The sequence below is a fragment of the Tistrella mobilis genome, assembly GCF_041468085.1.
Taxonomy (GTDB): Bacteria; Pseudomonadota; Alphaproteobacteria; order Tistrellales; family Tistrellaceae; genus Tistrella; species Tistrella mobilis_A.
The window spans coordinates 3,993,395-4,015,858 of sequence record NZ_CP121017.1; the positions used below are offsets into that span (position 1 = coordinate 3,993,395).

The window sequence follows — 22,464 nt, forward strand, 5'->3', positions numbered from 1 at the left end:
GTCATTTCCGGCACGCCTCCCCGGCTCAGCGGGCATAGGCCTTGGCGAAGGCCGGCTCGGCCCCGCGGGCCGACCGGGCCAGCCAGTCACGGGTGGCACCGTGCCGGGCCTCGAAATCCCCCAGCAGCAGATCCTCTTTCAGCGTGCCCTCGCGGGTGTAGTAGGGCGCCTCCAGCGTCTCAAGGAAGCCGATATGGCGTTCCATGCCACCACGGCTCTGGGCGACGCTGCGCTGATAGGATTTCAGCCGCATCCGCCGCTGCGGCCGGGTCTCGACCTCGAAGGCGCGCTCGAAGAACACGTCATAGCTGTCCAGGATCGACCGCTGCAGGTCGGAGGGCCGCATGTGGCGCGGGAAGATGCCGACGAAGGAATAGTGCTGATAGGTCGGGACCTCCATGATGATCCGGTGGTCCTCGATGTCCTGGCGCGCGCCGAACAGCAGGTTCTGGAAGGGGTATTCCGCCAGACAGACGAAGGTCGGATGCACGATCCGGGCATCGGCGCACCAGCGGGCCGTGCGGCGGATGGCCCCCTGGTCCTGGGCTTCCAGACCGAAGATGATCGCCGAATGGATGTAGACGTCGTTTTCGGCGAAGCGCCAGAGACGCTCGGTCTGTTCGCTGGCATCGACCTTCTTGTTGAAGGCGCGCAGCACGCCCGGATCTTCGGATTCCACGCCCAGGCAGTATTCGTCGAAGCCCGAGGCCTTCATCTCCAGCACCAGATCCATGTCATCGGCATGGTTGATCCGGCTCATCGAGATGAATTTGTACGGCCGGTCGCGCACCGCCTGCGCCACCTGCTGGCAGAAATCGCGACGGGTGGTGAAGTTGAGATCCGTGACATAGAACCGGGTACAGCCGGTCTGGGCATGGATGCCGTCCAGCTCGGCCACGATATCGGGCACGGTCTTGGTCCGGAACCGCCGGCCCAGCAGGCGGATGGCGTAGCAGAACGAGCAGTCGAAGGGGCAGCCGCGCGACATCGACACCGTCGCCCAGTGCAGCCGCGGCGCCCGCGCCAGCAGTTCCGGGCGGATGGCGGTCGAGACCTTCTCGAAGCGCTTCACGTCGGAAATGGCAAGCCGGCCGTCCTCGCCGATCCAGGCGATGTTGGGGATGTCGTCGATCGGCCCGCCCACACCGCCGACCGCACGGCGTGCAATCAGCTCCAGCGTCGGCAGCTCCCCCTCGCCGATCACCGCGACATCGGCGTATCTCAGCGCCTCATGCGGGGCGAAGGCCGCATGCGGCCCGCCCATGATCATGAGCGAGTCCTTGCGCCGCCGCCGGGCGATCGTCTCAAGGGTCGGGATGTTGGACCAGAAATGGGTGGCGAGCGCCGAGACCAGGATGACGTCGTAGCTCTCCAGCGGGAAGTCGGCCGGGTTCTCCCCCCAGAACATCTGGCACATGTCCAGCTGTGCCTCGGGGAGCTGATCGGCGACGAAGGAGGCGACGTAATAGATGCCGTCATTGTAGGTGGTGGCGAGCGTCGACACATCCGGATAGTCGGGATGGAAGCCGAGCTGAATGGCCAGGATCTTGAGCGCGCTCATCGGACGGTCCCTCGGACAGGCCCCCCGTCGCCGCCCGCCCTTGCGGCGGGCGGGCGGCAGACGGATGGTACCGGGCGTTTCGGCAGCAGACGGAACAGGTGGTCCGGGCGCCGGTCAGCGCTCGGGGGCCGCGAAGGCGCCGGCAGCCATGCCACCGCCCAGCCGCGACGGCCGGCTGCCGATCGGCAGCTGCCCGCGCTTCGCCGCCATCTCGCGGCGCAGCTTTTCCTTCATGTCCTGCTTGATCTTCTGCGCCACGACGCCGGGGTCGTTCACCTTGCGCTGGGCCCAGGCCATCAGGTCGCGGGCCTCTGACGGCGACATCTTGGGGTGCTTCCAGACCAGGTTGTAGAGGTCGAATTTCGACAGGTCCGGCTCGTTCACCAGATGCTCCATCTGCTTCCACAGCTTGGTGCCGTGGAAGGGCGTGAGCAGGGTCAGCTGGCAGGCGAACAGCCCCTCATCAGCCAGCTGGGTGATGTCGTATTCCATGTCCTCGATACTGTCGTCCTGGAAGCCGACCATGAAGGTGCCGAGGGCTCGGCGGCCGTTCTTGATCAGCTCGCGGACGGTGGCGCGGACGTTGTAGACGTCGTCGCGCTTCTGCACATCGGCGATGTTCTTGTCGCGGTAGCTCTCGATGCCGATGATCGCACCATCCATGCAGCGATCGGTGAGTTCGGAGATCCGGCCGCGCAGCAGATCGGCACGGGTCAGGCAGATCCAGCCGAGACCGCGTTTGGCAAGCCCGTCCACCACCCGTTCGGCGATGTCGTTCTTCAGGAAAAACGACTCGTCATAGATGATGACATGAGCGACGCTGTTCTCCTTGTAGGTGTCGAGCGCGTACTCCATGTCCTCCATGAAGATCGCGTCTTCCTTGGGGTTGAAGACCGGTGTCGAGCAGAAGGTGCAGCCGATGTTGCAGCCGCGCTTGCTGTACAGATAGCCGACCTTCGAACTCACGCCGCGGAAGCTCGACTCGCCCATCATCGGCGGATGGGTGACGTGCTCCAGCGGCCGGCCATAAACGTACTGATGCAGCACGTATTCGCCCGGTCCCTTGATCAGCCGGTCGAAATGCGGCTGGATTCCGGGCGTGATCGCGCCGTAATTGCCGCCCCAGACTTCTTTCACACCGTAGTCACGAGCCAGTTTCGCCATCTGGATCGCGACCGGCACCGACCAGGTGTAGAAGCTGATGCCCACCATGTCCCACTGCTCGGAGCCGAGCGCCTTTTCGTATTCGGCCCAGGTGGGATATTCCAGAACCTCGACATCCGGCACATTGGCCTTCAGGAAGTTCAGACCGGTGGGGGGGCAGGTCACCGACAGGCGGTCGGCAAGGTCGTTGGCGCAGGTCCAGGCCATGTAAGTATCGGTACGATCGTACCAATTGCCGCCGATACCGTTCATCTCCACCAGCGCCTCCTTGGGCGCCGTGGTGAGAAGTACCCGTTTCATGGAACATCCTCCCTGGCGGATCTCCGGCGGGAGCCGGTCGAACCATCTCGGGCGCCTCATGCGTCAGAGAATGGCTCGGGGGGAACCTCCCAGCCCCGCGCCGGGGGCTGGCGGAAGTCGGCACCTCGCTACCATCCGTCTCGTTCTGCAGCACTTCTTATCCATATACGATAGTCGAAGGACCACCCTGGCGCATCATGATTCTATAATAATCGCGGAACGGTTTAGTAACACCGTTATTGCATCGGTATGTGTGCGGCCATACTTCGCATGGCGGACCCCGGCGGCCCGGCCATGTCGCGTCGCGCGGCGCCGGGCTAAACTCGCCCCGGCGCATCGCGAAGATCATCATGACCGGCATGCGGGCCAGCTGCGCCGGCCCGGCCGGCGGAGGAAGACCCCATGTCGGAACTGCTCGAACATATCGAAAACGGCGTTGCCTGGCTGACGCTCAACCGGCCCGAACGGCGCAATGCCATGTCGCGGCCGATGCTGGCCGCGCTGGTCTCGGCCCTGACCCGGCTTGCTGCGGATGACGAAGTCCGCGTGGTGGTCCTGACCGGCGCCGGCGGCGCCTTCTGCGCCGGCGGCGACGTCAAGCGCATGGCGGAAACCGCCGAGGCCGAGGCCGCGAAGTCGAGCGAGCGCCGGGCCACGGAGTTGCGCCAGGTGATGGAGGCCTCGCGCTGGCTTCACGAAATGGGCAAGCCGACCATCGCCGCCCTGCCCGGGCCCGCGGCCGGGGCGGGCCTGTCATTGGCGCTCGCCTGCGACATGCGCATCGCCGCCCGCTCGGCCGTGATGACGACGGCCTTCGCCAAGGTGGCGCTGTCGGGCGATTTCGGTGGCAGCTGGTTCCTGACCCGGCTCGTCGGCCCCGCCAAGGCGCGTGAGCTTTACCTGACCGCCGAACTGCTCGACATGGCCGCGGCCGAGAAGCTGGGCCTGGTCAACCGGGTGGTCGATGCCGAGGCCCTGGAGGCCGAGACCCGCATGATCGCCGAGACGCTTGCCCGTGGGCCGGCCCTGACCTACGCCGCCATCAAGCGCAACATGAACCTGGCGCTGACCGGCACGCTGTCGGAGGTGATGGATCTGGAGGCGATCCAGCACACCCGCTGTTCGGAAAGTGTCGATCACCGAGAGGCCGCCCAGGCCTTCGTCGAGAAGCGGGCGCCACGGTTCATCGGCCGCTGACGTCAGACCGGCCGCGCGTTTTCAATCACGAGACGCGCCGCCGCATCCAGATCCGGCGCCCAGAGATCGGGTGCCGGATCCGACGCCCCGGCCGCCGCCTCGTCTCCGATCAGCACGGCCATGGCCCCCACCGCGCGGGCCAGGCCCATATCCGACGGCTTGTCGCCGAAAACCACCGCCCGGGCCGGATCGAACCCCAGCCGGGCCGCCGCACGCCGCACCATGCCGGGCAACGGCTTGCGGCAGTCGCAGCCCGCGTCGGGCCCGTGGGGGCAGATCTCGATCGCGTCGAAGCGAATGCCGTGCGGCGCCAGCAGATCACACATCCGGGCATGGATCGCCTCCAGCGCTTCGGGGCGGATCAGGCCGCGGGCGATGCCGGACTGGTTGGTCACCACCACCAGGCCGAAACCGGCGGCGACAAGCCGCTTCAGGCCCGCCAGCGCCCCGGGCAGCAGCTCGAAACCGGCCGGATCGGCCAGATAGCCGGTGTCGCGATTGATGGTACCGTCGCGGTCGAGCAGGGCATAGCGACGGGGGGAAGTCTCCGGCATGGGGAAGCGTCTCCGGCGGCGTGATCGGAGGGGGTTGCCGTAAGCGGCAGGGCGCGCGTATGGTGAGGCGGTCCGCGCCCTTCCGCAAGGCTGGCGGCGGACGATACGTTCTCGGGGCGGGGTGGAAGTCCCCACCGGCGGTATGCAGACGGGCCCAGGTCCGGCTGCGAGCCCGCGAGCGCCCGCCAGAGGTTTGCGGCCGGTCGGCCGGAACCGATGGCGGGGTCAGCAGATCCGGTGCGAAGCCGGAGCCGACGGTCACAGTCCGGATGGAAGAGAACGGAGAGGCGCGTCCCCGGCGGGACGGGCGGCGGCGTGTCTACATGCCCGGGCCGCCCGTGCGGCCGAAGGGGCGTTTCCCCGTGCGCCCTGATTCTGGCAAACCGGTATCCTGAATGAGGACCGCCATGAATCAGATCAGTCAGACCACCCCCACCACGATCGGCCAGAACGACGAGATCACGCCGCGTTTCGCCGTGCTGCGCGCGCGCTGGCATGCCGATCTGGTCGATCGCGCCGTCGACGGCTTTACGGACCGCATGGCCGAACGCGGCATCCCCGCTGCGGCCATCGACGTGATCGACCTGCCCGGCGCCTTCGAAATCCCGCTGGAGGCCAAGCGCATCGCGGAAGCCGGCCGGCATGTGGCCGTCATCGCGGTGGGCTTCGTGGTCGATGGCGGCATCTACCGCCACGACTTCGTCGCCCGCGCAGTGATCGAGGGGCTGATGCGCGTCCAGCTCGACACCGGCATGCCGGTGTTTTCGGTGGTGCTGACACCACATCACTTCCACGAGCATGATGTCCATCAGGCCTTCTTCACCGGCCATATGACCACCAAGGGGCAAGAGGCCGCCGAGGCCTGCCTTGCCACCCCGGCCGTGCGCGACCGGCTGGGCGACCACGCCGCCAGGCCGGACGCCGCCCGGCCAGACGCCCCCCGGGCCGACGCCCCCCGGGCCGACGCCGCCTGACCTGCCGGCCCGCCCCGGAGACGGGGCGGGCCCTGTCGAACCATTGCGGAGATCCCATGCGCCACAAACCGTTCGTCCTGCGCCAGGCCGCCATGGCCGCAGGTGTCGCCACCACCCTGCTCGCCCTCACGAGCGGGGTTCAGGCCGCCGATCCGGTCTGCTGGGTGGATGTGGATCGCACCAATGCGCTCGCCACACGGGGCGCTGCGCAGGATGGCGACTTCGCCGCCGCCGTCCGCAAGCTTCTGGCGCGGACCTGCAAGGCCGGCCATCCCCTGCGTGGCTATGTTCCCTATGCCGCAAACGCCCCGGCCGGCGCCGCCAAGGCCGACCGGACCTATGCCGCCTATCCCGACTGGACGGCTGCCGGCAATATTGCAGCCGCGGCCTGCGACATCGATGCCACCATCGCCTTCACGCCCGAGGTGCCGGGATTCGTCTGCCGCTTCGTGGGGGAATAGGGTTCAGGACGGGCGGGACGGCAGGCGCCAGCCCGCAATGACGGCCACCAGCAGTGCCGCCAGCGCAACGCCGAAGGGCAGCTCCGCCCCCAGGGCGTAGAGACCGCCCACGGCCGATCCTGCGGCATAGCCCGCGGTCTGGGCCGAATTCAACAACCCGGCTCGGGTGCCGCGCAGGCGGGGATCGGCAGTGACCCGGGCGAAGAGCATCGCCACCACCACCGCCATGCCGGCGCCGGTCAGCATCGCAGAGGCGACGAAGGCCCACCACGCCCCGCCCCACCAGCCGAGCGCGATCGACACCGGCAGCAGCACCAGCCCGACAGCCCAGGCGCGTGCCGCCAGCGCCGGCCGGGTACCGAGCCGCGGCAGCACCAGGGTCTGTACCCCCAGCATCACCACGGCTGCCGCCGCCATGACGATGGCCACCAGCTGCGATGCCACGGGCGCCGCCATGTCGAGCCGGGCCATGGCATGCAGGCCGAAGACGAACTGCATCATGGCCATGGCGAAGGTGCCGATGCCGATCACCAGGAAAGGCCGCATCATGCCGTCCGCCGCACGTGGCGGACGCCCGGCTGCGGCGGCAACACCGCCGCGTCCGGCCGCGGCAGCGGCACCGCCCAGCCCCACCACCACCAGCACGGCCGATGCGGCACCGATCGCCGACAGCCCCCAGAGCGGTGCCACCGGCCCGACCATCAGCAGGGCCAGCGCCACCGCCGGCCCGGCCAGACGACCGACGCTCAACCCCGCGGCCAGGGCACCGGCTGCCGCCAGGCGTCGTTCGGGCCCCGCCAGATCCACGGCCCAGGCCTGACCAACCGGATAGATTGCCGAACCTGCCACACCGAAGATCAGGCGCGACACCACCATCATCGCAATCCCGGTACCGTGGCTGATATGCCCCGCCGCCAGCAGATCGGCCGCGGCTGCGAACAGGGCATGGGCAAGGGCGGCACCCGCGAGCCCCGCCAGCAGCACCGGCCTGCGGCCGAAACGATCACTCAGCCGCCCCCAGAGCGGTGCTCCGACCATGAAAGGCAGCACGCCCAGGGCCACCAGAAGACCAAGCGTGGCGGCGTCGACGCCGGTGGCGGCGATCAGCCCGGGCACGATGGCGACCTGGATGGCCTGCCCCGCCCCGATCACCGCCACCGCCGCCCCCAGCAGCCGAAGGACATGGCGCGGAACGGCCCCTGAGGGCGGGGACGCAGAGGCCGATGTGGAAGCGGCGGAGGATGGTCCCGGCATGGAGGATCCCCTGATCACCTGAGGACGATAATCAACCCATGATAAATTTTATGCTGACGTCATTACGCCGTTCGCGCAATAGCCCTCGCATCCGCAGCCGGGTTCCCCGGTGGTGGACCATACTTCCCTCATGATGGAAAAGACTCGCGTGCTGCACCGCAACAGGCTAGCTTGCCGGTCACGCGCCTCCACCAAAGAAGAGGCGCCCGCCGTGATCGCCAGAGGAGACCGCAGCCGCCATGTCATCCCTCCCCCTCGCCGCCACCTCTCGACAGGCCGTCGATGTCGTCCATGATCGCGCCGACCTGCGCGGCCGGGTGCTGCGCTGGCGCGCCCAGGGCGCCCGCATCGCCCTGGTGCCGACCATGGGCGCCCTGCATGACGGCCATCTGAGCCTGATCGACATCGCACGCGCCCGGGCCGACCGCGTGGTGGTCAGCATCTTCGTCAACCCTACCCAGTTTGCCCCCGGGGAAGATTTCGACCGCTATCCCCGCGACGAGGCCGGTGATCTGGCCCGGCTGGCGGAGCGGGGCGTCGACCTTGCCTGGATGCCGGCCGTCAGCGACATGTATCGCCCCGACGCCGCCACCACCGTCCATGTCGCCCGGCTGACCGAGGGGTTGTGCGGCCCCTGGCGCCCGGGCCATTTCGACGGCATGGCGACCGTGGTCGCCAAGCTGCTGATCGGCTGCGGCCCTGATGTGGCCGTGTTCGGCGAGAAGGACTGGCAGCAATTGCAGGTGATCCGCCGGATGGTGACGGATCTCGACATCCCGGTGGAGATCGTGGGCGCCCCCACCAGCCGCGAGCCCTCGGGCCTCGCCCGGTCGTCACGCAATGTCTATCTCGACGCCCGCGAGCGCCCGGCCGCCGAAGCGTTGAACCGGGTCCTGCACGATACGGCCGCAGCAATTCTGGCAGCAGGCCCCGAGGATACCGGCGCGGTGAGTGACGCCCTCGCCCGCGGCCGTGCAGAGCTGGCCGATCTCGGTTATGGCCGGGTGGAATATCTGGATCTGGTCGACGCCGAAACCCTGGCCCCGCTGGACCGGGCACCGGCAGCGGACCGCCCGGGCCGGCTGCTGGTGGCCGCCCGGCTGGGCAACACCCGGCTGATCGACAACATCCCGGTCACATAGATAAAGTGATTAATACATAACAATTATCCGGCATTGTTGGTATCTTTTCCTTCTTATGACAACGGCGGTGCAATTACACTCGCGCTAGATCCGCTCACAGCAGGGATGAGTCGGAAACAAGAATAAGCCTCGCTAGCGGAGGTAAGCCCATGCGCGTCACAGGACTGTCTCAGATTGCCCTAAGGTTGAAACGCCTGCTTTCTTCTGAAGATTATTCTCAGGTTGAAGAAGCATCGTCACAGGCAGCGGATGAAGAGGCTCGGATATCGTCCCCATACGATGATAGAACATTTAATCTGGTCACGACGGAACTGGTGAAACTGGTCAAGCGGGGCGGCCCCGACATGGCCGCCCGAATCATGCGGTTCGACCTCGGCCCAATACGTGCAGAATTCGGAACGGACTGGCCGGCACATGCCCGCAGGATCCGCGAAGGATGCCAGACCACCCTGCGGCGCTCTCTGGGAGACGGCGCGCTGATTATTTCGCACGGGCCGGAGGTGTTCCTGATCGTCGCCCCAGGACTGTCACCCGATGCCGCATGGCTCGCCCTGAGACGGGCAGCGGCCGATGCCACCAGGTTCGTCTTCGGTGACGGTGCCATCGCTCCGGCACCGGAACTGAGTCATCTGTCTCAGACCACGGACGGTTCTCTCACCTTCCGGCCGCTGCCATCAGCCGATCCCGCCGACGACCCGCAGCCGGCGGACAATGCCCCGCCCGGAATATCCGAAGCCCCCCGGCCCCGGATCGCCATGCGGTGGTGGACCACGACGGCGGATCGCGCCGTCCCTGATTTCGATGTGTTCGAGATCCCCGATCTGCCGGCCCTGAAGCCGGTGGTACGATACCTGCCGGTGGTCGCCCTCCGCAGTTCAACGATCGCCGCTGGCCTGCTGCGCATCGAGCACACCGATCCATTGGGTACGATGACGGATCATGGTCTTCTGGGACCGAACCCACCGGCACAACTTGTCGCCGAATATGACCACCGGCTCCTCAGTCGTGCTGCTCGTGATCTCGCCCTGCGGCTGCATCAGGCCATGAGCACCATCGTGGTCGCCCCCCTTCATTTCGACACCGTCGCTGCCGCCGGCCGGCGAAGCCTCTATGCAGCCCATCTGAGACAACTGCCGGCCGCCGTGCAGCGCGCCCTGATGATCAAGATCATCAATTGCCCGTCCGACGTCTCACCAGGACTGCTGTCCGAGATCACCCTGGCCCTGCGAACCGGCGCGCGGGGCGTGATTGCCGCCATTCCCGTGAATACCATCGACGTCCAGCGCTTCGCCGACGCCGGCGTGGCGGGCATCTGCCAGAGTTTCGACCCGCGTCCGGCGGAAACGGCACTGGCAGCCATGTCTGCCAGAATCCAGCGCGCGCGCCTCACCCTTCAGGTCTCGGACGTGACCGACGGCAACCGTCTCGACGAGGCCCGCCGGATCAAGGCGCACACGGTCTGTGGTGAGGCCGTGGGACGGGGCGATGCAATCCCTCCAAGCCTTGGCATCCCCCATCACCTCCCCGAGCCGGGTCTCAGCCACACCATCCGCACGGCCTGAACCTGTCGGCCGGGACTTCCCGGCGTGAGCAATCGGTGTCGCGACTTGGCACCGGCTGCCACCCGGTCTATGTCACGCCCCATGCGCCGCCTCTGTGTACATCCGCTGCCGCTCATCCTCGGCCTGGGGCTGGCCGGTGCCGGCCTCGCTCTGGCCGCCGGGCTGATCCGCATTCCGGATCGCTGGAACCCTTTCGCTCCGCCGGTCATCGCCGACGCCCCGAACCTGCTGACCGGCTGGAAGATCGCCCGGCTGAAGGACGCACCGGACCAGTGCCTGACGGTGCTTAAGACCGGGCCGCTGTCCTTCACGCCGGTGCCCGACCGGCAGACCGCCGAAACCTGCGGGTTCGAAAACGCCGTCCGCGTCGGTAACGCCGGAGATCCGCGCTTCTCGTCGGGTTTCACCGCCAGCTGTCCGCTGATGGTCGCCTGGTCGATCTTCGAGCGTCACGTTCTGCAACCCGCCGCCCGCCGCCATTTCGCGAGCCGGGTCACCCGGATCGATCATCTGGGCACCTATGCCTGCCGCCCGGTCCGGGGCGGCAGCACCCCCAGCCAGCATGCCACCGCCAATGCGATCGACATTGCCGGCATGGTGCTCGCCGACGGAACCCGCATCAGCCTGACGCACGACTGGTCGGGCGACGATGCGCGCAAGCGTGCCTTCCTGCGTGACCTGCGCGACGGCGCCTGCGAGGTCTTTCGCGGCGTGCTCGGCCCAGACTACAACGCGGCCCATCGCGACCACTTCCATCTGGACATGGGGCGCTGGACCATCTGCCGTTGACCGGCGCTCAGCTGCCGCCGTCGCCTTCGCCGATTGCCGCCATCACCCGCGCCAGAAGCGGCCGGTCCTCGGGCCGGGCCAGCGCCATCATGATGGTCGAGAAGTCGTCGGCATGTCCCGGCCCCGCCGCCCGGATCGCGGCCGAGATCACCGCTTCCTGACAGGCGAAGGCGGCACGTTCCATCCGGACGCCGGCATCGGTGAGATACAGCCGCCGGCGCCGGCGGTCGCCGCGGTCGGTTTCCTGGCGCAACAGCCCGTCATCAAGCAGCCGGTTCAACACCCGCGCCACGCCCTGCGCCGTGATCCCCAGGATGTCCAGCAGCTCCCCCACCGTGATGCCCGGCAGCCGGGCCGCGAAATACAGCACCCGGTAATGAGCGCGGCCGAGCCCGTGCTCGCGCAGGAAGCTGTCGGCATCGCCGGTGAAACCACGATGGGCGAAAAAGAACAGCTGCGCGACCCGATGGGCGGCGGCGGTCGTATCCGACAGGTCACCGAGGGGCGCGCGCTCGGGCAGGTCCGGTCTGAACGGGTCTCGCGGGATGTCTGACATCGGGGCTCCGGCTGGGGGCTTTGAAACATCCTGCGTCCCGCCGGGTGCCGGGGTCAAGCGACCCATGTTTCAATCCTAATAGCACAATATTATTGTGTTACTATGATCAGCTGATAGTCTCTCATCCCAGAACCGACTGATGCGGCGCGCAAGACCGCATGCGTCACCGACCCCGGGAGGATCCCAAGGATGATCGCGCTCAAGACCCCGCTGACCCGCCTGATGGCTGCGGCCCTGCTGGCCGGTACCGCCGGCCTCGCCCTCACCGCCCCGGCCATGGCCGGTGCCGATGGTGCCGTGAAGATCGGCATCCTCAACGACCGCTCCGGCCCCTATTCCGACGCCACCGGTGAAGGCGCCGTGGTCGCGGCCCGCATGGCGGTGGAAGATTTCGGCGGCAAGGCGTTGGGCAAGCCGGTCGAGGTCGTCTCGGCCGATCACCAGAACAAGGCCGACATCGGCTCGTCGACCGTGAACCGCTGGCTGGATGTCGAGGGTGTCGACGCCATCTTCGACGTGCCGAATTCGGGCGTGCTGCTGGCGCTGCAGGAAATCGTCCGCAACAAGGACGGCATCCTGGTCTCCTCGGGCGGCGGCGTGTCGAAGTTCACCGGCGACGCCTGCTCTCCCTACGGCTTCCAGTGGAGCTATGACACCTATTCGGTCGCCAACGCGCTGGGCCGTGCCACGGTCGCGGAAGGCGGCGACAACTGGTTCCTGGTTCAGGTCGACTATGCCTTCGGCGAGGCCCTGGCCGGCGATCTGACCAAGGCGATCACCGAGGCCGGCGGCAAGATCGCAGGCTCGGTCAAGCATCCGCTGAACACGCCCGACTTCTCGTCCTATCTGCTGCAGGCCCAGGGCTCGGGCGCCAACACCGTGGCGCTGATCAATGCCGGCGGCGACACGGTCAACGCGCTCAAGCAGGCGAAGGAATTCGGCCTCGCCGACTCGGGCCAGAAGATGGTCGCCATGCTGTTCTTCAATACCGACGTGCTGGCGATCGGCGCCGACGACCTCAAGGGCCTGACCGCGATCAACGGCTATGAGGCGAGCCTGAATGCCGAAACCCAGGCCTTCGGCGAGCGCTTCGCGAAGCTGCACGGCACCTGGCCGACCTCGCTGCAGATCGGTGTCTATTCGGCGGTGAACCACTATCTGAAGGCGGTCGAAGCTGCCGGCACCGATGCCCGCGATCAGGTCGCGGCCAGGATGCGCGACATGCCGGTCGAGGATCTGTTCGTGAAGGGCGGCAAGGTCCGCGCCGACGGGCTGATGATCCACGACATGCTGCTGACCGAGGTGAAGCCGTCGTCGGAGTCGAAGGCCCGCGGCGACGTGTTCAAGGTGGTTCGCGCCATTCCGGGCGACGAGGCCTTCCGCCCCCTCGACAAGGGCGGCTGCCCTCTGGTCAAGTGATCCCGGTTCCGCAGCAGGAACCAGGCCCACAATAAGAAACCGGGAAGGAACCGCCCCCATGCGCATCATCGATTTTTTCGATCGGGGGGCGGCCATCGCTCCCGATCGTGAGGCCCTGGTTTCGGCGGGGCACAGCCTCACCTATGCCGAAGCCCGGGACCTCACCCGCCGGATCGCCGCCGCCCTCGCTGCCCGGGCGGGCGGCGATCCGGCAGCGGTCGGCACCGTCGCGGTCTGGAGCCCCAATCATGCGCTCGCCTTCGCCTGTCTGCTCGGCGGCGTTCGTGCGGGCGGGGTCTGGGCACCGATCAATGCCCGCGGCCATGCCGACGACAATATCGACTTCCTCGGCACCGCCGACTGCCGGACGCTGTTCATCCATTCGAGCTTCGCCGGATACCTGCCGCGGATCCGCGAGACGGTCCCGACGCTGGAAGACGTGATCTGCATCGACGGCCCGCTTGAGGGTGCCCTCTCACTCGATGATCTGCTGGCCCGGGCGGAGGGGTTGCCGGTCCCGGATCTGCGCCCCGATCCGAACCGCCTGGCCGCCCTTTTCCCCACCGGCGGCACCACCGGCCGCTCCAAGGCCGTGCGGCTGACCGAGGGGGTGTGGACGGCCCTGATCGCGATCACCCACACCGCCATGCCGCCGGTCGAGCGTCCGGTCTATCTGGTCGCAGCCCCGATGACCCATGCCGCCGGCGCCATGGCCTTCCCCGCCCTTGCCGCCGGTGCCCGGGTGGTGATCATCGAGCGCGCCGATCCGCTGGAGGTGATGGAGGCGATCGATCGCGAGAAGGTTACCGATCTCTTCCTGCCGCCGACCGTGATCTACGGCATGCTCGGCCATCCGCGACTGCGCGATTTCGACTACAGCTCCCTCCGCCACTTCATCTATGCCGCCTCGCCCATGGCGCCCGACAAACTCGCCGAGGCGATCAGGGTCTTCGGCCCGGTGATGGCCCAGACCTATGGCCAGGCCGAAGCACCGATGCTCTGCACCTTCCTGTCACCCGCCGACCATGCGGCGGCGGCAGCCGATCCCGCCCTCGTCCATCGCCTCGCCTCCTGCGGACGTCCGACCCTGCTGACCCGGGTCGAGATCATGGATGACGACGGCAATATCGTGCCCAGGGGCGAGCGCGGTGAGATCGTGGTCCGCGGTGATCTGGTCATGGCCGGCTATCACAAGCGTCCCGAGGCGACGGAGGAGGTCAGCCAGTTCGGCTGGCACCATACCGGCGATGTCGGCTGGATGGATGCGGACGGCTTCGTCTACATCGTCGACCGCAAGAAGGACATGATCATCACCGGCGGCTTCAACGTCTATTCGGCCGAGGTGGAGAACGTGATCCAGGGCCATGCCGCGGTGCAAAACTGCGTGGTGATCGGTGTTCCCGACCCGAAATGGGGCGAGGCGGTGACCGCAGTGGTCGAGCCCGTTCCCGGCGCCGCAGTGACGGCGGAAGAGCTGATCGCCCTCTGCCGGTCGAAGCTCGGCCCGGTCAAGACGCCAAAATCGGTGCTGTTCGAAGACGCGCTGCCGCGCAGCCCGGTGGGCAAGATCCTGAAACGGGCGGTCCGCGACCGCTTCTGGAGCGGGCGCGACCGGCTGGTCTGACCATCTAGCGGCGGCGCCGGCCGGTCTCTTCCGCCCGGGGCAGCGTCACCCAGGCGGCGAGACCGCCCAGCCCGTCGCTTGCCGTCAGCACCAGCGTGCCGCCATAGATCTCGACCACATCCGAGACGATGGAGAGCCCCAGCCCCGATCCGGGCACCCGCTCATCCAGCCGCCGCCCGCGCTGAAGGGCGGCGGTGGCCTGATCGGGGGTCAGCCCCGGGCCGTCATCCTCGATCGCGACCAGAACCATGCCGTCGCCGATCGCCGCACCACTCACCCGGACGCGGCCGGCAGCCCATTTGCAGGCGTTCTCCATCAGATTGCCCAGGATTTCCTCCAGATCCTGACGCTCACCGCGGAAATCGAGATCCGGCGCCAGATCGACCGCAATGGTGACGGACGGGGCGCGGCGGGCGAACATCCGCTCCAGACTGCGGGCAATGTCCGCAGCCACCGGGGCGATCGGCGTCCGTGCTCCGATCACCGCGGCATTGGCGGCGGCGGAGGCGCGGGTCAGATGCCGCTCGACGATCAGCCGCATGGCATCGATCTGCCGGCGCGCCGCCGCACGCCGCTCCTCCGGCAGATCGGCGATATCGGCCGAAAGCAGGGTCAGCGGGGTCTTGAGCCCATGGGCGAGATTGCCGGCCTGGGCGCGGGCCCGACGCACCACCTCGGCATCATGGTCGAGCACGCCGTTCATCGCCCGGACCAGGGGAAGCACCTCGCGCGGGCGCTGTTCATCGAGCCGGGCGGCCCGGCCGGCACGGATCGCATCCAGATCGCCCGAGAGCCGCCGGAGCGGCGCCAGCCCCCAGCGCAGTTGAACCAGCGTCAGCAGCGTCGCGACCAGCACCAGCCCGCCCAGCATCAGGATCAGCAACCGGTCGAAGCGCCGGGTCTCCAGTCCGATTTCGGCCGCATCGGCGGCCACCGCAACCACTAGCGGGCCATTGTGATCAGGCAGGGTGATGGTCCGGGCCACCAGACGCAGCGGCACACCCTCGGTGGGGCCGTCGACGATCTGGCGCACCGCCACCGGGCCCGAACCCGGTGTGCCGGCGACGTCGAGTGTCTGATCCCAGAGCGAGCGCGAGGCGAGCACCACCTCGTCGGTCATGCCCTCCTGGCCGACATCCTCGACCTGCCAGTACCAGCCCGAGAAGATCTGATCGAAGCGCGGATCGCCGAGCCCGCGGTCGAGGCCGATGCTGCCGTCACGGCCCACCCTGAGCGCGGCGACCAGCGCCCGGTGCAGGGCTTCCAGCCGCTGATCGAACGCCGCCTCGACCGAGCGATGGAAGGCATGGGAGAGCGCAAATCCGCCGGCGGTGACGGCGATGAGCGTCGAGACCAGGGCCGCCGCAGCCAGGCGGAGCGCGATTGAGCCGGCGCGACGGGGCGGGGGCGCGAAGGCCGGATCCTCGCTCAACTGGCGCCCGCCTCCAGCACCCAGCCACGCCCGCGCACGGTACGGATCAGCGGCTGGTCGAGCTTGCGGCGGATGCGGGCCAGCAGCACGTCGACGACATTGGAATCCGGGTCGGCATCGCGTTCATAGACATGCTCGACGATTTCGCTCCGGCCGACCACCCGGCCCTGATTGTGCATCAGATAGGCAAGCAACCGGTATTCCTGGGCCGTGAGATCCAGCCCGGCACCGTCGATCCGGAATCGACCGGCACGGGTATCGAGCACCAGCGGTCCGCAACGCAGATCCGCCGCGGCATGGCCGGAAGCCCGGCGGATCAGGGCATGAAGGCGCAGCACCACCTCGCCCATCTCGAAGGGCTTGGTCATGTAGTCATCGGCACCGGCATGGAAGCCGGCCTGTTTTTCCGACCAGCGGCCGCGCGCCGTCAGGATCAGCACCGGCATGTCCAGCCCGTCCTCTCGCCAGCGCTGCAGCACGCTGACCCCATTCATGCCCGGCAGGCCCAGATCCAGCACCACCGCATCATAGGTTTCGGTCTGGCCCAGATATTCGGCGAGCGTCCCATCGACCGCGATGTCGACCGTGAAACCCGCCTCGACCAGCACCTTCTTCAGCCGGTCGGCAAGTTCGGCGTCGTCTTCGGCGAGCAGAATTCTCATCGGATCCTCGCAGCCTCGATCCCCCGGCCGGCAACCTCCAGGAAGGCGCCATCCGAGGCCCGGAAGCGGAATTTCAGCACGGTTCCGGCCTCGGTCAACAGGTCGACGACATAGATCATGTCGTCGTCGTCATCGTCATCGCGTTCGAGTTCCGCCTCGATCACCCGGCCGCGATAGCGCTCGCCGATCCAGGCGATGATGCGCGAGAGCGGCACCACCCGGCCTTCACGCACGGCTTCGCGCAACGCCCTGCGATCGCCGGGCGGGTCGGCAAGGCCGGGAGACGGGCCTGCAAGGGTCAGCGCCACGGGCACGGCAAGAACCAGGGCGGCACAGACGCGGCGCAGGTGGTGAAGAAGACGGGTCACGCGCATGCGCGGGATCCTGCCTGATCTTCCATGAACGGCGCATGAACGGACCGTTCAGTTTCCGGCGAGGGCCATCCTGCCATGATGCAGCCATCGAGACACGCCGCAGCCGGGCGTGTGGAGAGAACCAGAGGAGTGACGACATGACCGCCAGGACGACGCGACGCCGCCCGATCGCCGCAGCCACCTTCGGGGCCGCGGCACTGGGGTTGATCGCGGCCACCCTGCCCGCCGCCCCGGCCCGGGCGCTCGACACCCCGATCGGCCAGCTCGACCAGTACCGCGACATCACGATTTCGGGCACGGTCAGCGGGGTCTGGGGCAATGATTTCGTGCTGGAGGATCCGAGCGGCAAGGTGCTGGTCCATGCCGGCCCCCACTGGTACCACGATGTGGGCGTGAAGGAAGGCGACCGGCTGACGGTCACCGGCCGGGTCGACGGTCCGAATTTCGAGGCCAGCACCATCACCTGGGATGACGGCCGCAGCTTCACCGTTCGCCCTGCCGACGGCCCGCCGCCCTGGGGCGGCAAGGAACGCGAAAAGGCCGAACGGGATCGCGATCACGGCCCCCGCCACGACCGGGCCCATGACGGCCCCGGCCCGCGTCCGGTCGCCGAACTGGATCTCCGGGTCCTGGGCGAGCGGCTGGCAGCCGCCGGATATACCCGGATCACCGATGTCGACCTGGAGCGCCGCCACATCTCGGCCGAAGCCGTCTCTCGCGACGGGCTGCAGGTGGAGCTGCACATCGATCCGCGCGGCTACGACATCATCCGTGAACGCCGCGACGAGGATGACCGCCGCCCCGACATCGCGCTTGATCTGCCGGCCCTTGCCGGGATGCTCAGCGACCGGGGATACGCGACCATCACCGATGTCAGCATCGATGACGGGCTGATCGAGGTCGACGCCGTCGCCCGCGGCAATCAGCGCGTCGAGCTTGAGATCGACCCTCTGACCCTGAACATCCTGCGTGAACGCCGCGACGACTGATCCGGCGCCCGCAAGCCCCTGCCCCCGCAAGTCCCTGCCCGAGGAGGCAATCCCATGTCGGACCCACACCCTGCCCGTCCGGCATCCCACAGACGCCGTCCGGCTGCCGTCGCGATCACCATCGCGGCGGCAGCCCTGCTGCTCGGCGCCTGCGTTCCCCACGAACGACGCAGCTGGGGATATGGCGATCCGCCGCCGCGGGTCTACCATGCGCCCCGCTACGGCTATGCGCCGCCACCACCACCGCGGGTGATCTACGTGCCCCGGCCACCGGTGCGGGCGGTAACGCCACCCCGGCATCACGGGCCCCGGCCCGGCGAGTACCACCACCATCGCCGGGATCGCGATGGCTGGGACAGAGGCGGTCACCGCCGGGATGACGACCGGCGCCACCACCGCGATCGGGACCGGGATCGCGACGGCTGGGGCCGGGGCAGATCCTGAGCAGACTCAGCCGGCCCTGGCGCCATCCACCAGGGGGCACCCACCCTGGTCGAGCGGCCGGAAGGCCTGGTCGCCCGGCACCGTGCGGATCAGCTTCAGATAATCCCAGGGCCGGGTGGACTCGGCCGGCGCCTTCACTTCCAGCACATACAGATCATGGACCATGCGACCGTCGGGCCGGATATGGCCGTTCTTCGCAAACATGTCGTTCACGGGCGTCGCACGCATCTGCGCGTTCACCGCATCGGTCGCATCGGTGCCGGCGTCCTTCACCGCCTGAAGATAGTGGCGGACCGCGGAATAGGTACCGGCCTGACCCATGGTCGGCATGGCGCCGTGGCGGGCAAAGAACCGTTCTGACCAGGCACGGGTCTCGTCGTTCAGATCCCAATAGAAGGCCTGGGTCATGATCAGACCCCGGGCGGTCTCCAGCCCGATCGCATGGATATCGGTGATGTGGAGATAAAGCCCGGCAAGCTTGATGCCCGATGCCGACAGGCCGAACTCCGCCGCCTGCTTGATCGCGTTCACCGAATCGGCGCCGGCATTGGCAAGGCCGATCATCCGCGCACCCGATCCTTGCGCCTGCAACAGGAAGGACGAAAAATCCGACGTTCCCTGCGGGTGACGCACCCCGCCTGCGACCTTACCGCCCGCAGCCTCGATGGCGGCCGTGGTGTCGCGCTCCAGCGCATGGCCGAAAGCGTAATCGGCGGTCAGGAAATACCAGGGGCCCTGATCGGCCAGCGGCAGGCCCGTACCCACCGCAAGACCATAGGTGTCGTAGGTCCAGTGGATGCCGGTGGGCGCACAGGCCTTGCCGGTGAAATCCGACGAGCCGCCGGTCGAGGCCAGCACCAGCCGGTTCTTCTGACGGCCGATCTCCTGCACCGCCAGCAGAACGGACGAGGTCGGGATGTCGGCGATGACATCGACCTGTTCCTCGTCGATCCAGCGATTGACCAGGGTGACGCCGACATCCGGCTTGTTCTGATGATCGCCCGAGACGATCACGATCGGCTTGCCCCGGATCGCGCCGCCGAACTCTTCGGCAGCCATTTCAGCGGCAATCACCGATCCGCGGCCGGCCATGTCGGCATAGATGCCGGACATGTCGTTCAGCACACCGATCTTGATCACCCCGTCGGAGATTGCGTCATCCCCGGCGGCCACTGCCGGCACCGCCGCCACCAGCGCGGCCGTCACTGCCGCACGCACGCCGAAATTCGTCATGACCATGTACCCCCGCATGCGTCCGGACCCGCTCCGGAATTCCGCAGGGCGGTTCATACGATTTCACGTCGATGTCCGTCAAATCAATATTTATTCAACTAATAAAACTTGTAAATTATGGCACGAAGCATGCCGGGGCGGCCCGGGAGGTCTTTCACCCCCGGGCGGTGTCCTCGCCCCGTTCCGATGCCGGCAGCGCCGAAATGCTGTCGGGGCCGAGCCTGGTGCCGCATAGCGGGCAGTCCATCAGCGCCAGCGCCTGTTCGATGCGCTCGGGCGTGGCACCCTGGCGGACCATCTCGGCGCGCACTTCCGCACGGAACGCCAGATGTCGACGCTGTTCGGCCAGCGCATTTTCCAGCACCGCCCCTGCCGTGCCGGTGGCGGGCTCCACGGTGAAGGCTGCGGCCGGGCGGCCCGCCGCCAGCATTGCCGCGCCGACGGCCCCGGCTCCGATCCCGGCAAGGAAACGCCGCCGTCCCGTCGACGGCTTGTCCGAATGACCGGTCATTCTCCGCTCTCCTGATCCGGATATGGGCGGTTCGCGACCACCCGCGCCGCCTGGTCGAGATAGGCCTGTTCGCGCGCCCGAAGATCGGGCAGCCCGACCAGCTGATTGAAGCCGTCGAAATCGAGCATGCGATCGGCAAAGGCCGTGGTGATGCCGTCGCGGCGCAAGGTCGCAAACAGGTCGCGCGCGGCCTTGGCAACCGCATAGGTCAGGGCAACCGGATGGGTGACCACGGCATAGCCGATCTCCTGAAGCTCGGTCGCGGTCAGCATCGGGGTCAGCCCGCCCTCGATGTTGTTGGCAAGCAGCGGCGCCTGAACCGCAGCGCAGATCCGGCGCATCTGCTCCACCGTGCGCGGCGCTTCGACGAAAACCATGTCGGCACCCAGCTCGCGATAAAGGCAGGCGCGGTCGATCGCAGCCTCGATCCCTTCCACGGCAAGCGCGTCGGTCCGGGCCATGATCACCAGATCGGGGTCGCGCCGTGCGTCCAGTGCCGCCTGCAGCTTGGCGACCATGTCCTCGACCGGCACCACCGCCTTGCCGGCCATGTGACCGCAGCGCTTGGGGAAGACCTGATCTTCGATGAACAGTCCGGCAACCCCCGCCTGCTCATAGGCCCGTACCGCCCGGCGGGTGTTGGTGACATTGCCGAAGCCGGTATCGGCATCGGCAAAAACCGGCACATCGACCGCGTCGCAGATCCGGGCGTAGTGATCCGCCAGTTCACGCATCGACAGCTGCGAGGTGTCGGGCTCCCCGATCAGCGCCGCCGTGGAGGCATAGCCACCACAGGTCACCGCCTCGAAGCCGGCCTCGGCAGCGATGCGCGCGGTCAGCGCATCCTGCACGCCGGGCATTTCCAGGATCTCCGGGGCCTCGACGAGGGCCCGGAAGCGTGAGGTACGACGCATATGGGTACCGCCAGTCGGTTCTGTTTCGACGCTCCTTCAACGGTATAGCGCAGGAGGGCGGCACCTGCCAGCGATCAGGCCCGGGCAATTCGTTCCCCGTGGTCAGATCCGGCGAAAGCGCAGGCTGTCGCGGCCCAGCTGATCGACCGAGGTGCAGCCCATCAGCTTCATGTCGCGCTCGATCTCGATCCGCATCAACTCCAGCGCCCGTTCCACCCCGGCCTGCCCGGCGGCTGCCAGCGGAAAGAGGTAATAGCGGCCCAGCCCCACCGCCTTCGCCCCCAGCGCCAGGGCCTTCAGCACATGAGTGCCGCGCTGAACACCGCCATCCATCATCACGTCGATCCGGTCACCCACGGCATCGACGATCTCGGCCAGCTGGTCGAAGCCGGTCCGCGATCCGTCGAGCTGACGGCCGCCATGATTGGAAAGCACGATGCCGGTGCAGCCGATCTCGACCGCCCGCTTCGCATCCTCGACCGACATGATGCCCTTCAGGCAGAACTGCCCGCCCCACTCGCGCACCATGCCGGCGACATCCTCCCAGGTCATCGACGGGTCGAGCATCTCGGTGAAATAGCGGCTGATCGACATGGTGCCGCCACCCATGTCGACATGGGCGTCCAGCTGGGGCAGCCGGAAGCGCTCATGGGTGAAGTGCTCGATCGCCCAGCGCGGCTTGACGGCGAACTGCGTGATCCCGGCCAGGTTCAACCGGAAGGGAATGGCGAAACCGGTGCGCTTGTCGCGTTCGCGATTGCCGCCGGTGATGCTGTCGACCGTCAGCATCATCACCTGGACACCGGCATCGCGGGCACGTTGCATCATCGCCCGGTTCAGGCCGCGATCCTTGTGGAAATAGAACTGATAGACCTGCGGGCCGCTGGAGATGCGCCGCGCCTCTTCCAGGCTGACGGTGCCGAGCGAGGACACGCCGAACATGGTGCCGAACTTCCCCGCCGCGGCGGCAACCGCGCGCTCCCCCTGATGATGGAACAACCGCTGCAGCGCCGTGGGCGAACAATAGACCGGCATCGCCAGCTTCTGGCCCATCACCGTCACCGACATGTCGACCTCGCCCACGCCACGCAACACCCGGGGCACCAGATCGCAGTCATCGAAAGCGGCGGTATTGCGGCGCAGCGTCACCTCGTCATCGGCGGCGCCATCGATATAGTCGAAGATCGGCCCCGGCAGGCGGCGGCGGGCCATGCGACGGAAATCGTGGAAATTATGGCAGTCGGCAAGGCGCATCGCACTCTCCACGGGGTGACGGCCGGGCCTGCCGGTCGTATAAGAGAACCAGAACCGATATCTTGGTAAACTCATTTTACCAAAAACGCAACGA

At 67.6% G+C, this 22,464-nt stretch carries 22 protein-coding genes and 1 riboswitch; of the genes, 10 read left to right on the forward strand and 12 right to left on the reverse strand.

The annotated features are described in order from the left end of the window. Positions 1-25: 25 nt before the first annotated feature. Both P7L68_RS23545 and P7L68_RS23550 read right to left on the reverse strand, forming a co-directional pair. Positions 26-1,561 carry a radical SAM protein gene (locus tag P7L68_RS23545; protein ID WP_372002175.1) on the reverse strand — a complete coding sequence of 512 codons (1,536 nt, stop codon included), beginning with the start codon at positions 1,559-1,561 and terminating at the stop codon, positions 26-28. A 114-nt stretch (positions 1,562-1,675) separates the two neighbouring features. Then, positions 1,676-3,025 carry a B12-binding domain-containing radical SAM protein gene (locus tag P7L68_RS23550; RefSeq protein ID WP_014744003.1) on the reverse strand — a complete coding sequence of 450 codons (1,350 nt, stop codon included), beginning with the start codon at positions 3,023-3,025 and terminating at the stop codon, positions 1,676-1,678. A 402-nt stretch (positions 3,026-3,427) separates the two neighbouring features. Between P7L68_RS23550 and P7L68_RS23555 the strand changes: the two genes are divergently transcribed. After that, positions 3,428-4,222 (forward strand): enoyl-CoA hydratase-related protein, encoded by a 795-nt coding sequence (locus P7L68_RS23555; RefSeq protein ID WP_372002177.1) that lies wholly within the window; start codon positions 3,428-3,430, stop codon positions 4,220-4,222. Between the two features lie 2 nt (positions 4,223-4,224). Here P7L68_RS23555 and P7L68_RS23560 read toward each other — a convergent pair whose 3' ends face one another. Beyond that, positions 4,225-4,776 (reverse strand): D-glycero-alpha-D-manno-heptose-1,7-bisphosphate 7-phosphatase, encoded by a 552-nt coding sequence (locus tag P7L68_RS23560; protein WP_372002179.1) that lies wholly within the window; start codon positions 4,774-4,776, stop codon positions 4,225-4,227. A gap of 103 nt (positions 4,777-4,879) precedes the next feature. After that, positions 4,880-5,061, forward strand: a riboswitch (FMN riboswitch). Between the two features lie 122 nt (positions 5,062-5,183). On the opposite strand from P7L68_RS23560, the gene P7L68_RS23565 reads away from it, so the two are divergent. Further along, a complete protein-coding gene (locus P7L68_RS23565; RefSeq protein ID WP_372002181.1) occupies positions 5,184-5,750 on the forward strand; it encodes a 6,7-dimethyl-8-ribityllumazine synthase in 567 nt (188 codons plus the stop codon). A gap of 56 nt (positions 5,751-5,806) precedes the next feature. Further along, the gene (locus P7L68_RS23570) at positions 5,807-6,211 is read left to right on the forward strand and encodes a hypothetical protein (protein ID WP_372002183.1); all 405 of its coding nucleotides are present in this window, start codon (positions 5,807-5,809) and stop codon (positions 6,209-6,211) included. Positions 6,212-6,214: 3 nt separating this feature from the next. On the opposite strand, the gene P7L68_RS23575 is transcribed toward P7L68_RS23570, so the two are convergent. Next, positions 6,215-7,465, reverse strand: a complete 1,251-nt coding sequence (locus P7L68_RS23575) for an MFS transporter (RefSeq protein ID WP_372002185.1) — start codon at positions 7,463-7,465, stop codon at positions 6,215-6,217. Between the two features lie 239 nt (positions 7,466-7,704). Between P7L68_RS23575 and panC the strand changes: the two genes are divergently transcribed. The 3 genes from panC to P7L68_RS23590 all read left to right on the forward strand — a co-directional run bounded on the left by panC (position 7,705) and on the right by P7L68_RS23590 (position 10,958). Continuing rightward, positions 7,705-8,607, forward strand: a complete 903-nt coding sequence (panC, locus tag P7L68_RS23580) for a pantoate--beta-alanine ligase (protein WP_372002187.1) — start codon at positions 7,705-7,707, stop codon at positions 8,605-8,607. Positions 8,608-8,756: 149 nt separating this feature from the next. Further along, the gene (locus tag P7L68_RS23585) at positions 8,757-10,169 is read left to right on the forward strand and encodes a hypothetical protein (RefSeq protein WP_372002189.1); all 1,413 of its coding nucleotides are present in this window, start codon (positions 8,757-8,759) and stop codon (positions 10,167-10,169) included. 81 nt (positions 10,170-10,250) lie between these two features. Beyond that, entirely contained in the window at positions 10,251-10,958 is a 708-nt protein-coding gene (locus tag P7L68_RS23590; protein ID WP_372002192.1) for an extensin family protein, read from the forward strand. 7 nt (positions 10,959-10,965) lie between these two features. Here the strand turns inward: P7L68_RS23590 and P7L68_RS23595 are convergent, their stop codons facing one another. Further along, a complete protein-coding gene (locus P7L68_RS23595) occupies positions 10,966-11,514 on the reverse strand; it encodes a MarR family winged helix-turn-helix transcriptional regulator (protein ID WP_372002194.1) in 549 nt (182 codons plus the stop codon). A 189-nt stretch (positions 11,515-11,703) separates the two neighbouring features. Between P7L68_RS23595 and P7L68_RS23600 the strand changes: the two genes are divergently transcribed. After that, positions 11,704-12,933, forward strand: coding sequence for an ABC transporter substrate-binding protein (locus tag P7L68_RS23600; RefSeq protein ID WP_372002195.1), 1,230 nt, complete (start codon positions 11,704-11,706; stop codon positions 12,931-12,933). A 58-nt stretch (positions 12,934-12,991) separates the two neighbouring features. Next, complete coding sequence (locus P7L68_RS23605; RefSeq protein ID WP_372002196.1) at positions 12,992-14,557, forward strand: AMP-binding protein; 1,566 nt, start codon at positions 12,992-12,994, stop codon at positions 14,555-14,557. 4 nt (positions 14,558-14,561) lie between these two features. On the opposite strand, the gene P7L68_RS23610 is transcribed toward P7L68_RS23605, so the two are convergent. Genes P7L68_RS23610 through P7L68_RS23620 form a run of 3 tightly spaced genes read right to left on the reverse strand, consistent with a single transcriptional unit; the run spans position 14,562 to position 17,025 of the window. Next, the gene (locus P7L68_RS23610) at positions 14,562-15,989 is read right to left on the reverse strand and encodes a sensor histidine kinase (RefSeq protein ID WP_372002197.1); all 1,428 of its coding nucleotides are present in this window, start codon (positions 15,987-15,989) and stop codon (positions 14,562-14,564) included. Beyond that, positions 15,986-16,651, reverse strand: a complete 666-nt coding sequence (locus P7L68_RS23615; protein WP_372002198.1) for a response regulator transcription factor — start codon at positions 16,649-16,651, stop codon at positions 15,986-15,988. Before P7L68_RS23615 ends, P7L68_RS23610 begins: the two co-directional genes overlap by 4 nt. Further along, positions 16,648-17,025, reverse strand: a complete 378-nt coding sequence (locus tag P7L68_RS23620; RefSeq protein ID WP_372002199.1) for a PepSY domain-containing protein — start codon at positions 17,023-17,025, stop codon at positions 16,648-16,650. The genes P7L68_RS23615 and P7L68_RS23620 overlap by 4 nt, the downstream gene beginning before the upstream one ends. Before the next feature lie 137 nt (positions 17,026-17,162). Between P7L68_RS23620 and P7L68_RS23625 the strand changes: the two genes are divergently transcribed. Continuing rightward, positions 17,163-18,014, forward strand: coding sequence for a PepSY domain-containing protein (locus P7L68_RS23625; RefSeq protein ID WP_372002201.1), 852 nt, complete (start codon positions 17,163-17,165; stop codon positions 18,012-18,014). 54 nt (positions 18,015-18,068) lie between these two features. Then, positions 18,069-18,458, forward strand: a complete 390-nt coding sequence (locus P7L68_RS23630; RefSeq protein WP_372002203.1) for a hypothetical protein — start codon at positions 18,069-18,071, stop codon at positions 18,456-18,458. 6 nt (positions 18,459-18,464) lie between these two features. Here the strand turns inward: P7L68_RS23630 and P7L68_RS23635 are convergent, their stop codons facing one another. The 4 genes from P7L68_RS23635 to P7L68_RS23650 form a co-directional block, all read right to left on the reverse strand. After that, a complete protein-coding gene (locus tag P7L68_RS23635) occupies positions 18,465-19,691 on the reverse strand; it encodes an ABC transporter substrate-binding protein (protein WP_372002205.1) in 1,227 nt (408 codons plus the stop codon). A 154-nt stretch (positions 19,692-19,845) separates the two neighbouring features. Continuing rightward, entirely contained in the window at positions 19,846-20,202 is a 357-nt protein-coding gene (locus tag P7L68_RS23640) for a hypothetical protein (protein WP_372002207.1), read from the reverse strand. After that, the gene (locus tag P7L68_RS23645) at positions 20,199-21,116 is read right to left on the reverse strand and encodes an oxaloacetate decarboxylase (protein WP_372002209.1); all 918 of its coding nucleotides are present in this window, start codon (positions 21,114-21,116) and stop codon (positions 20,199-20,201) included. Before P7L68_RS23645 ends, P7L68_RS23640 begins: the two co-directional genes overlap by 4 nt. A gap of 102 nt (positions 21,117-21,218) precedes the next feature. Further along, positions 21,219-22,370, reverse strand: a complete 1,152-nt coding sequence (locus tag P7L68_RS23650) for an alpha-hydroxy acid oxidase (protein WP_372002211.1) — start codon at positions 22,368-22,370, stop codon at positions 21,219-21,221. Positions 22,371-22,464: the final 94 nt, after the last annotated feature.

Excerpts from the sequence above, each read along its gene's own strand:
- P7L68_RS23545 (WP_372002175.1), bottom strand. The coding sequence starts at position 1,561 with ATGAGCGCGCTCAAGATCCTGGCCATTCAGCTCGGCTTCCATCCCGAC.
- P7L68_RS23550 (WP_014744003.1), bottom strand. The coding sequence starts at position 3,025 with ATGAAACGGGTACTTCTCACCACGGCGCCCAAGGAGGCGCTGGTGGAG.
- P7L68_RS23555 (WP_372002177.1), top strand. The coding sequence starts at position 3,428 with ATGTCGGAACTGCTCGAACATATCGAAAACGGCGTTGCCTGGCTGACG.
- P7L68_RS23560 (WP_372002179.1), bottom strand. The coding sequence starts at position 4,776 with ATGCCGGAGACTTCCCCCCGTCGCTATGCCCTGCTCGACCGCGACGGT.
- P7L68_RS23565 (WP_372002181.1), top strand. The coding sequence starts at position 5,184 with ATGAATCAGATCAGTCAGACCACCCCCACCACGATCGGCCAGAACGAC.
- P7L68_RS23570 (WP_372002183.1), top strand. The coding sequence starts at position 5,807 with ATGCGCCACAAACCGTTCGTCCTGCGCCAGGCCGCCATGGCCGCAGGT.
- P7L68_RS23575 (WP_372002185.1), bottom strand. The coding sequence starts at position 7,465 with ATGCCGGGACCATCCTCCGCCGCTTCCACATCGGCCTCTGCGTCCCCG.
- panC (WP_372002187.1), top strand. The coding sequence starts at position 7,705 with ATGTCATCCCTCCCCCTCGCCGCCACCTCTCGACAGGCCGTCGATGTC.
- P7L68_RS23585 (WP_372002189.1), top strand. The coding sequence starts at position 8,757 with ATGCGCGTCACAGGACTGTCTCAGATTGCCCTAAGGTTGAAACGCCTG.
- P7L68_RS23590 (WP_372002192.1), top strand. The coding sequence starts at position 10,251 with ATGCGCCGCCTCTGTGTACATCCGCTGCCGCTCATCCTCGGCCTGGGG.
- P7L68_RS23595 (WP_372002194.1), bottom strand. The coding sequence starts at position 11,514 with ATGTCAGACATCCCGCGAGACCCGTTCAGACCGGACCTGCCCGAGCGC.
- P7L68_RS23600 (WP_372002195.1), top strand. The coding sequence starts at position 11,704 with ATGATCGCGCTCAAGACCCCGCTGACCCGCCTGATGGCTGCGGCCCTG.
- P7L68_RS23605 (WP_372002196.1), top strand. The coding sequence starts at position 12,992 with ATGCGCATCATCGATTTTTTCGATCGGGGGGCGGCCATCGCTCCCGAT.
- P7L68_RS23615 (WP_372002198.1), bottom strand. The coding sequence starts at position 16,651 with ATGAGAATTCTGCTCGCCGAAGACGACGCCGAACTTGCCGACCGGCTG.
- P7L68_RS23620 (WP_372002199.1), bottom strand. The coding sequence starts at position 17,025 with ATGCGCGTGACCCGTCTTCTTCACCACCTGCGCCGCGTCTGTGCCGCC.
- P7L68_RS23625 (WP_372002201.1), top strand. The coding sequence starts at position 17,163 with ATGACCGCCAGGACGACGCGACGCCGCCCGATCGCCGCAGCCACCTTC.
- P7L68_RS23630 (WP_372002203.1), top strand. The coding sequence starts at position 18,069 with ATGTCGGACCCACACCCTGCCCGTCCGGCATCCCACAGACGCCGTCCG.
- P7L68_RS23635 (WP_372002205.1), bottom strand. The coding sequence starts at position 19,691 with ATGACGAATTTCGGCGTGCGTGCGGCAGTGACGGCCGCGCTGGTGGCG.
- P7L68_RS23640 (WP_372002207.1), bottom strand. The coding sequence starts at position 20,202 with ATGACCGGTCATTCGGACAAGCCGTCGACGGGACGGCGGCGTTTCCTT.
- P7L68_RS23645 (WP_372002209.1), bottom strand. The coding sequence starts at position 21,116 with ATGCGTCGTACCTCACGCTTCCGGGCCCTCGTCGAGGCCCCGGAGATC.
- P7L68_RS23650 (WP_372002211.1), bottom strand. The coding sequence starts at position 22,370 with ATGCGCCTTGCCGACTGCCATAATTTCCACGATTTCCGTCGCATGGCC.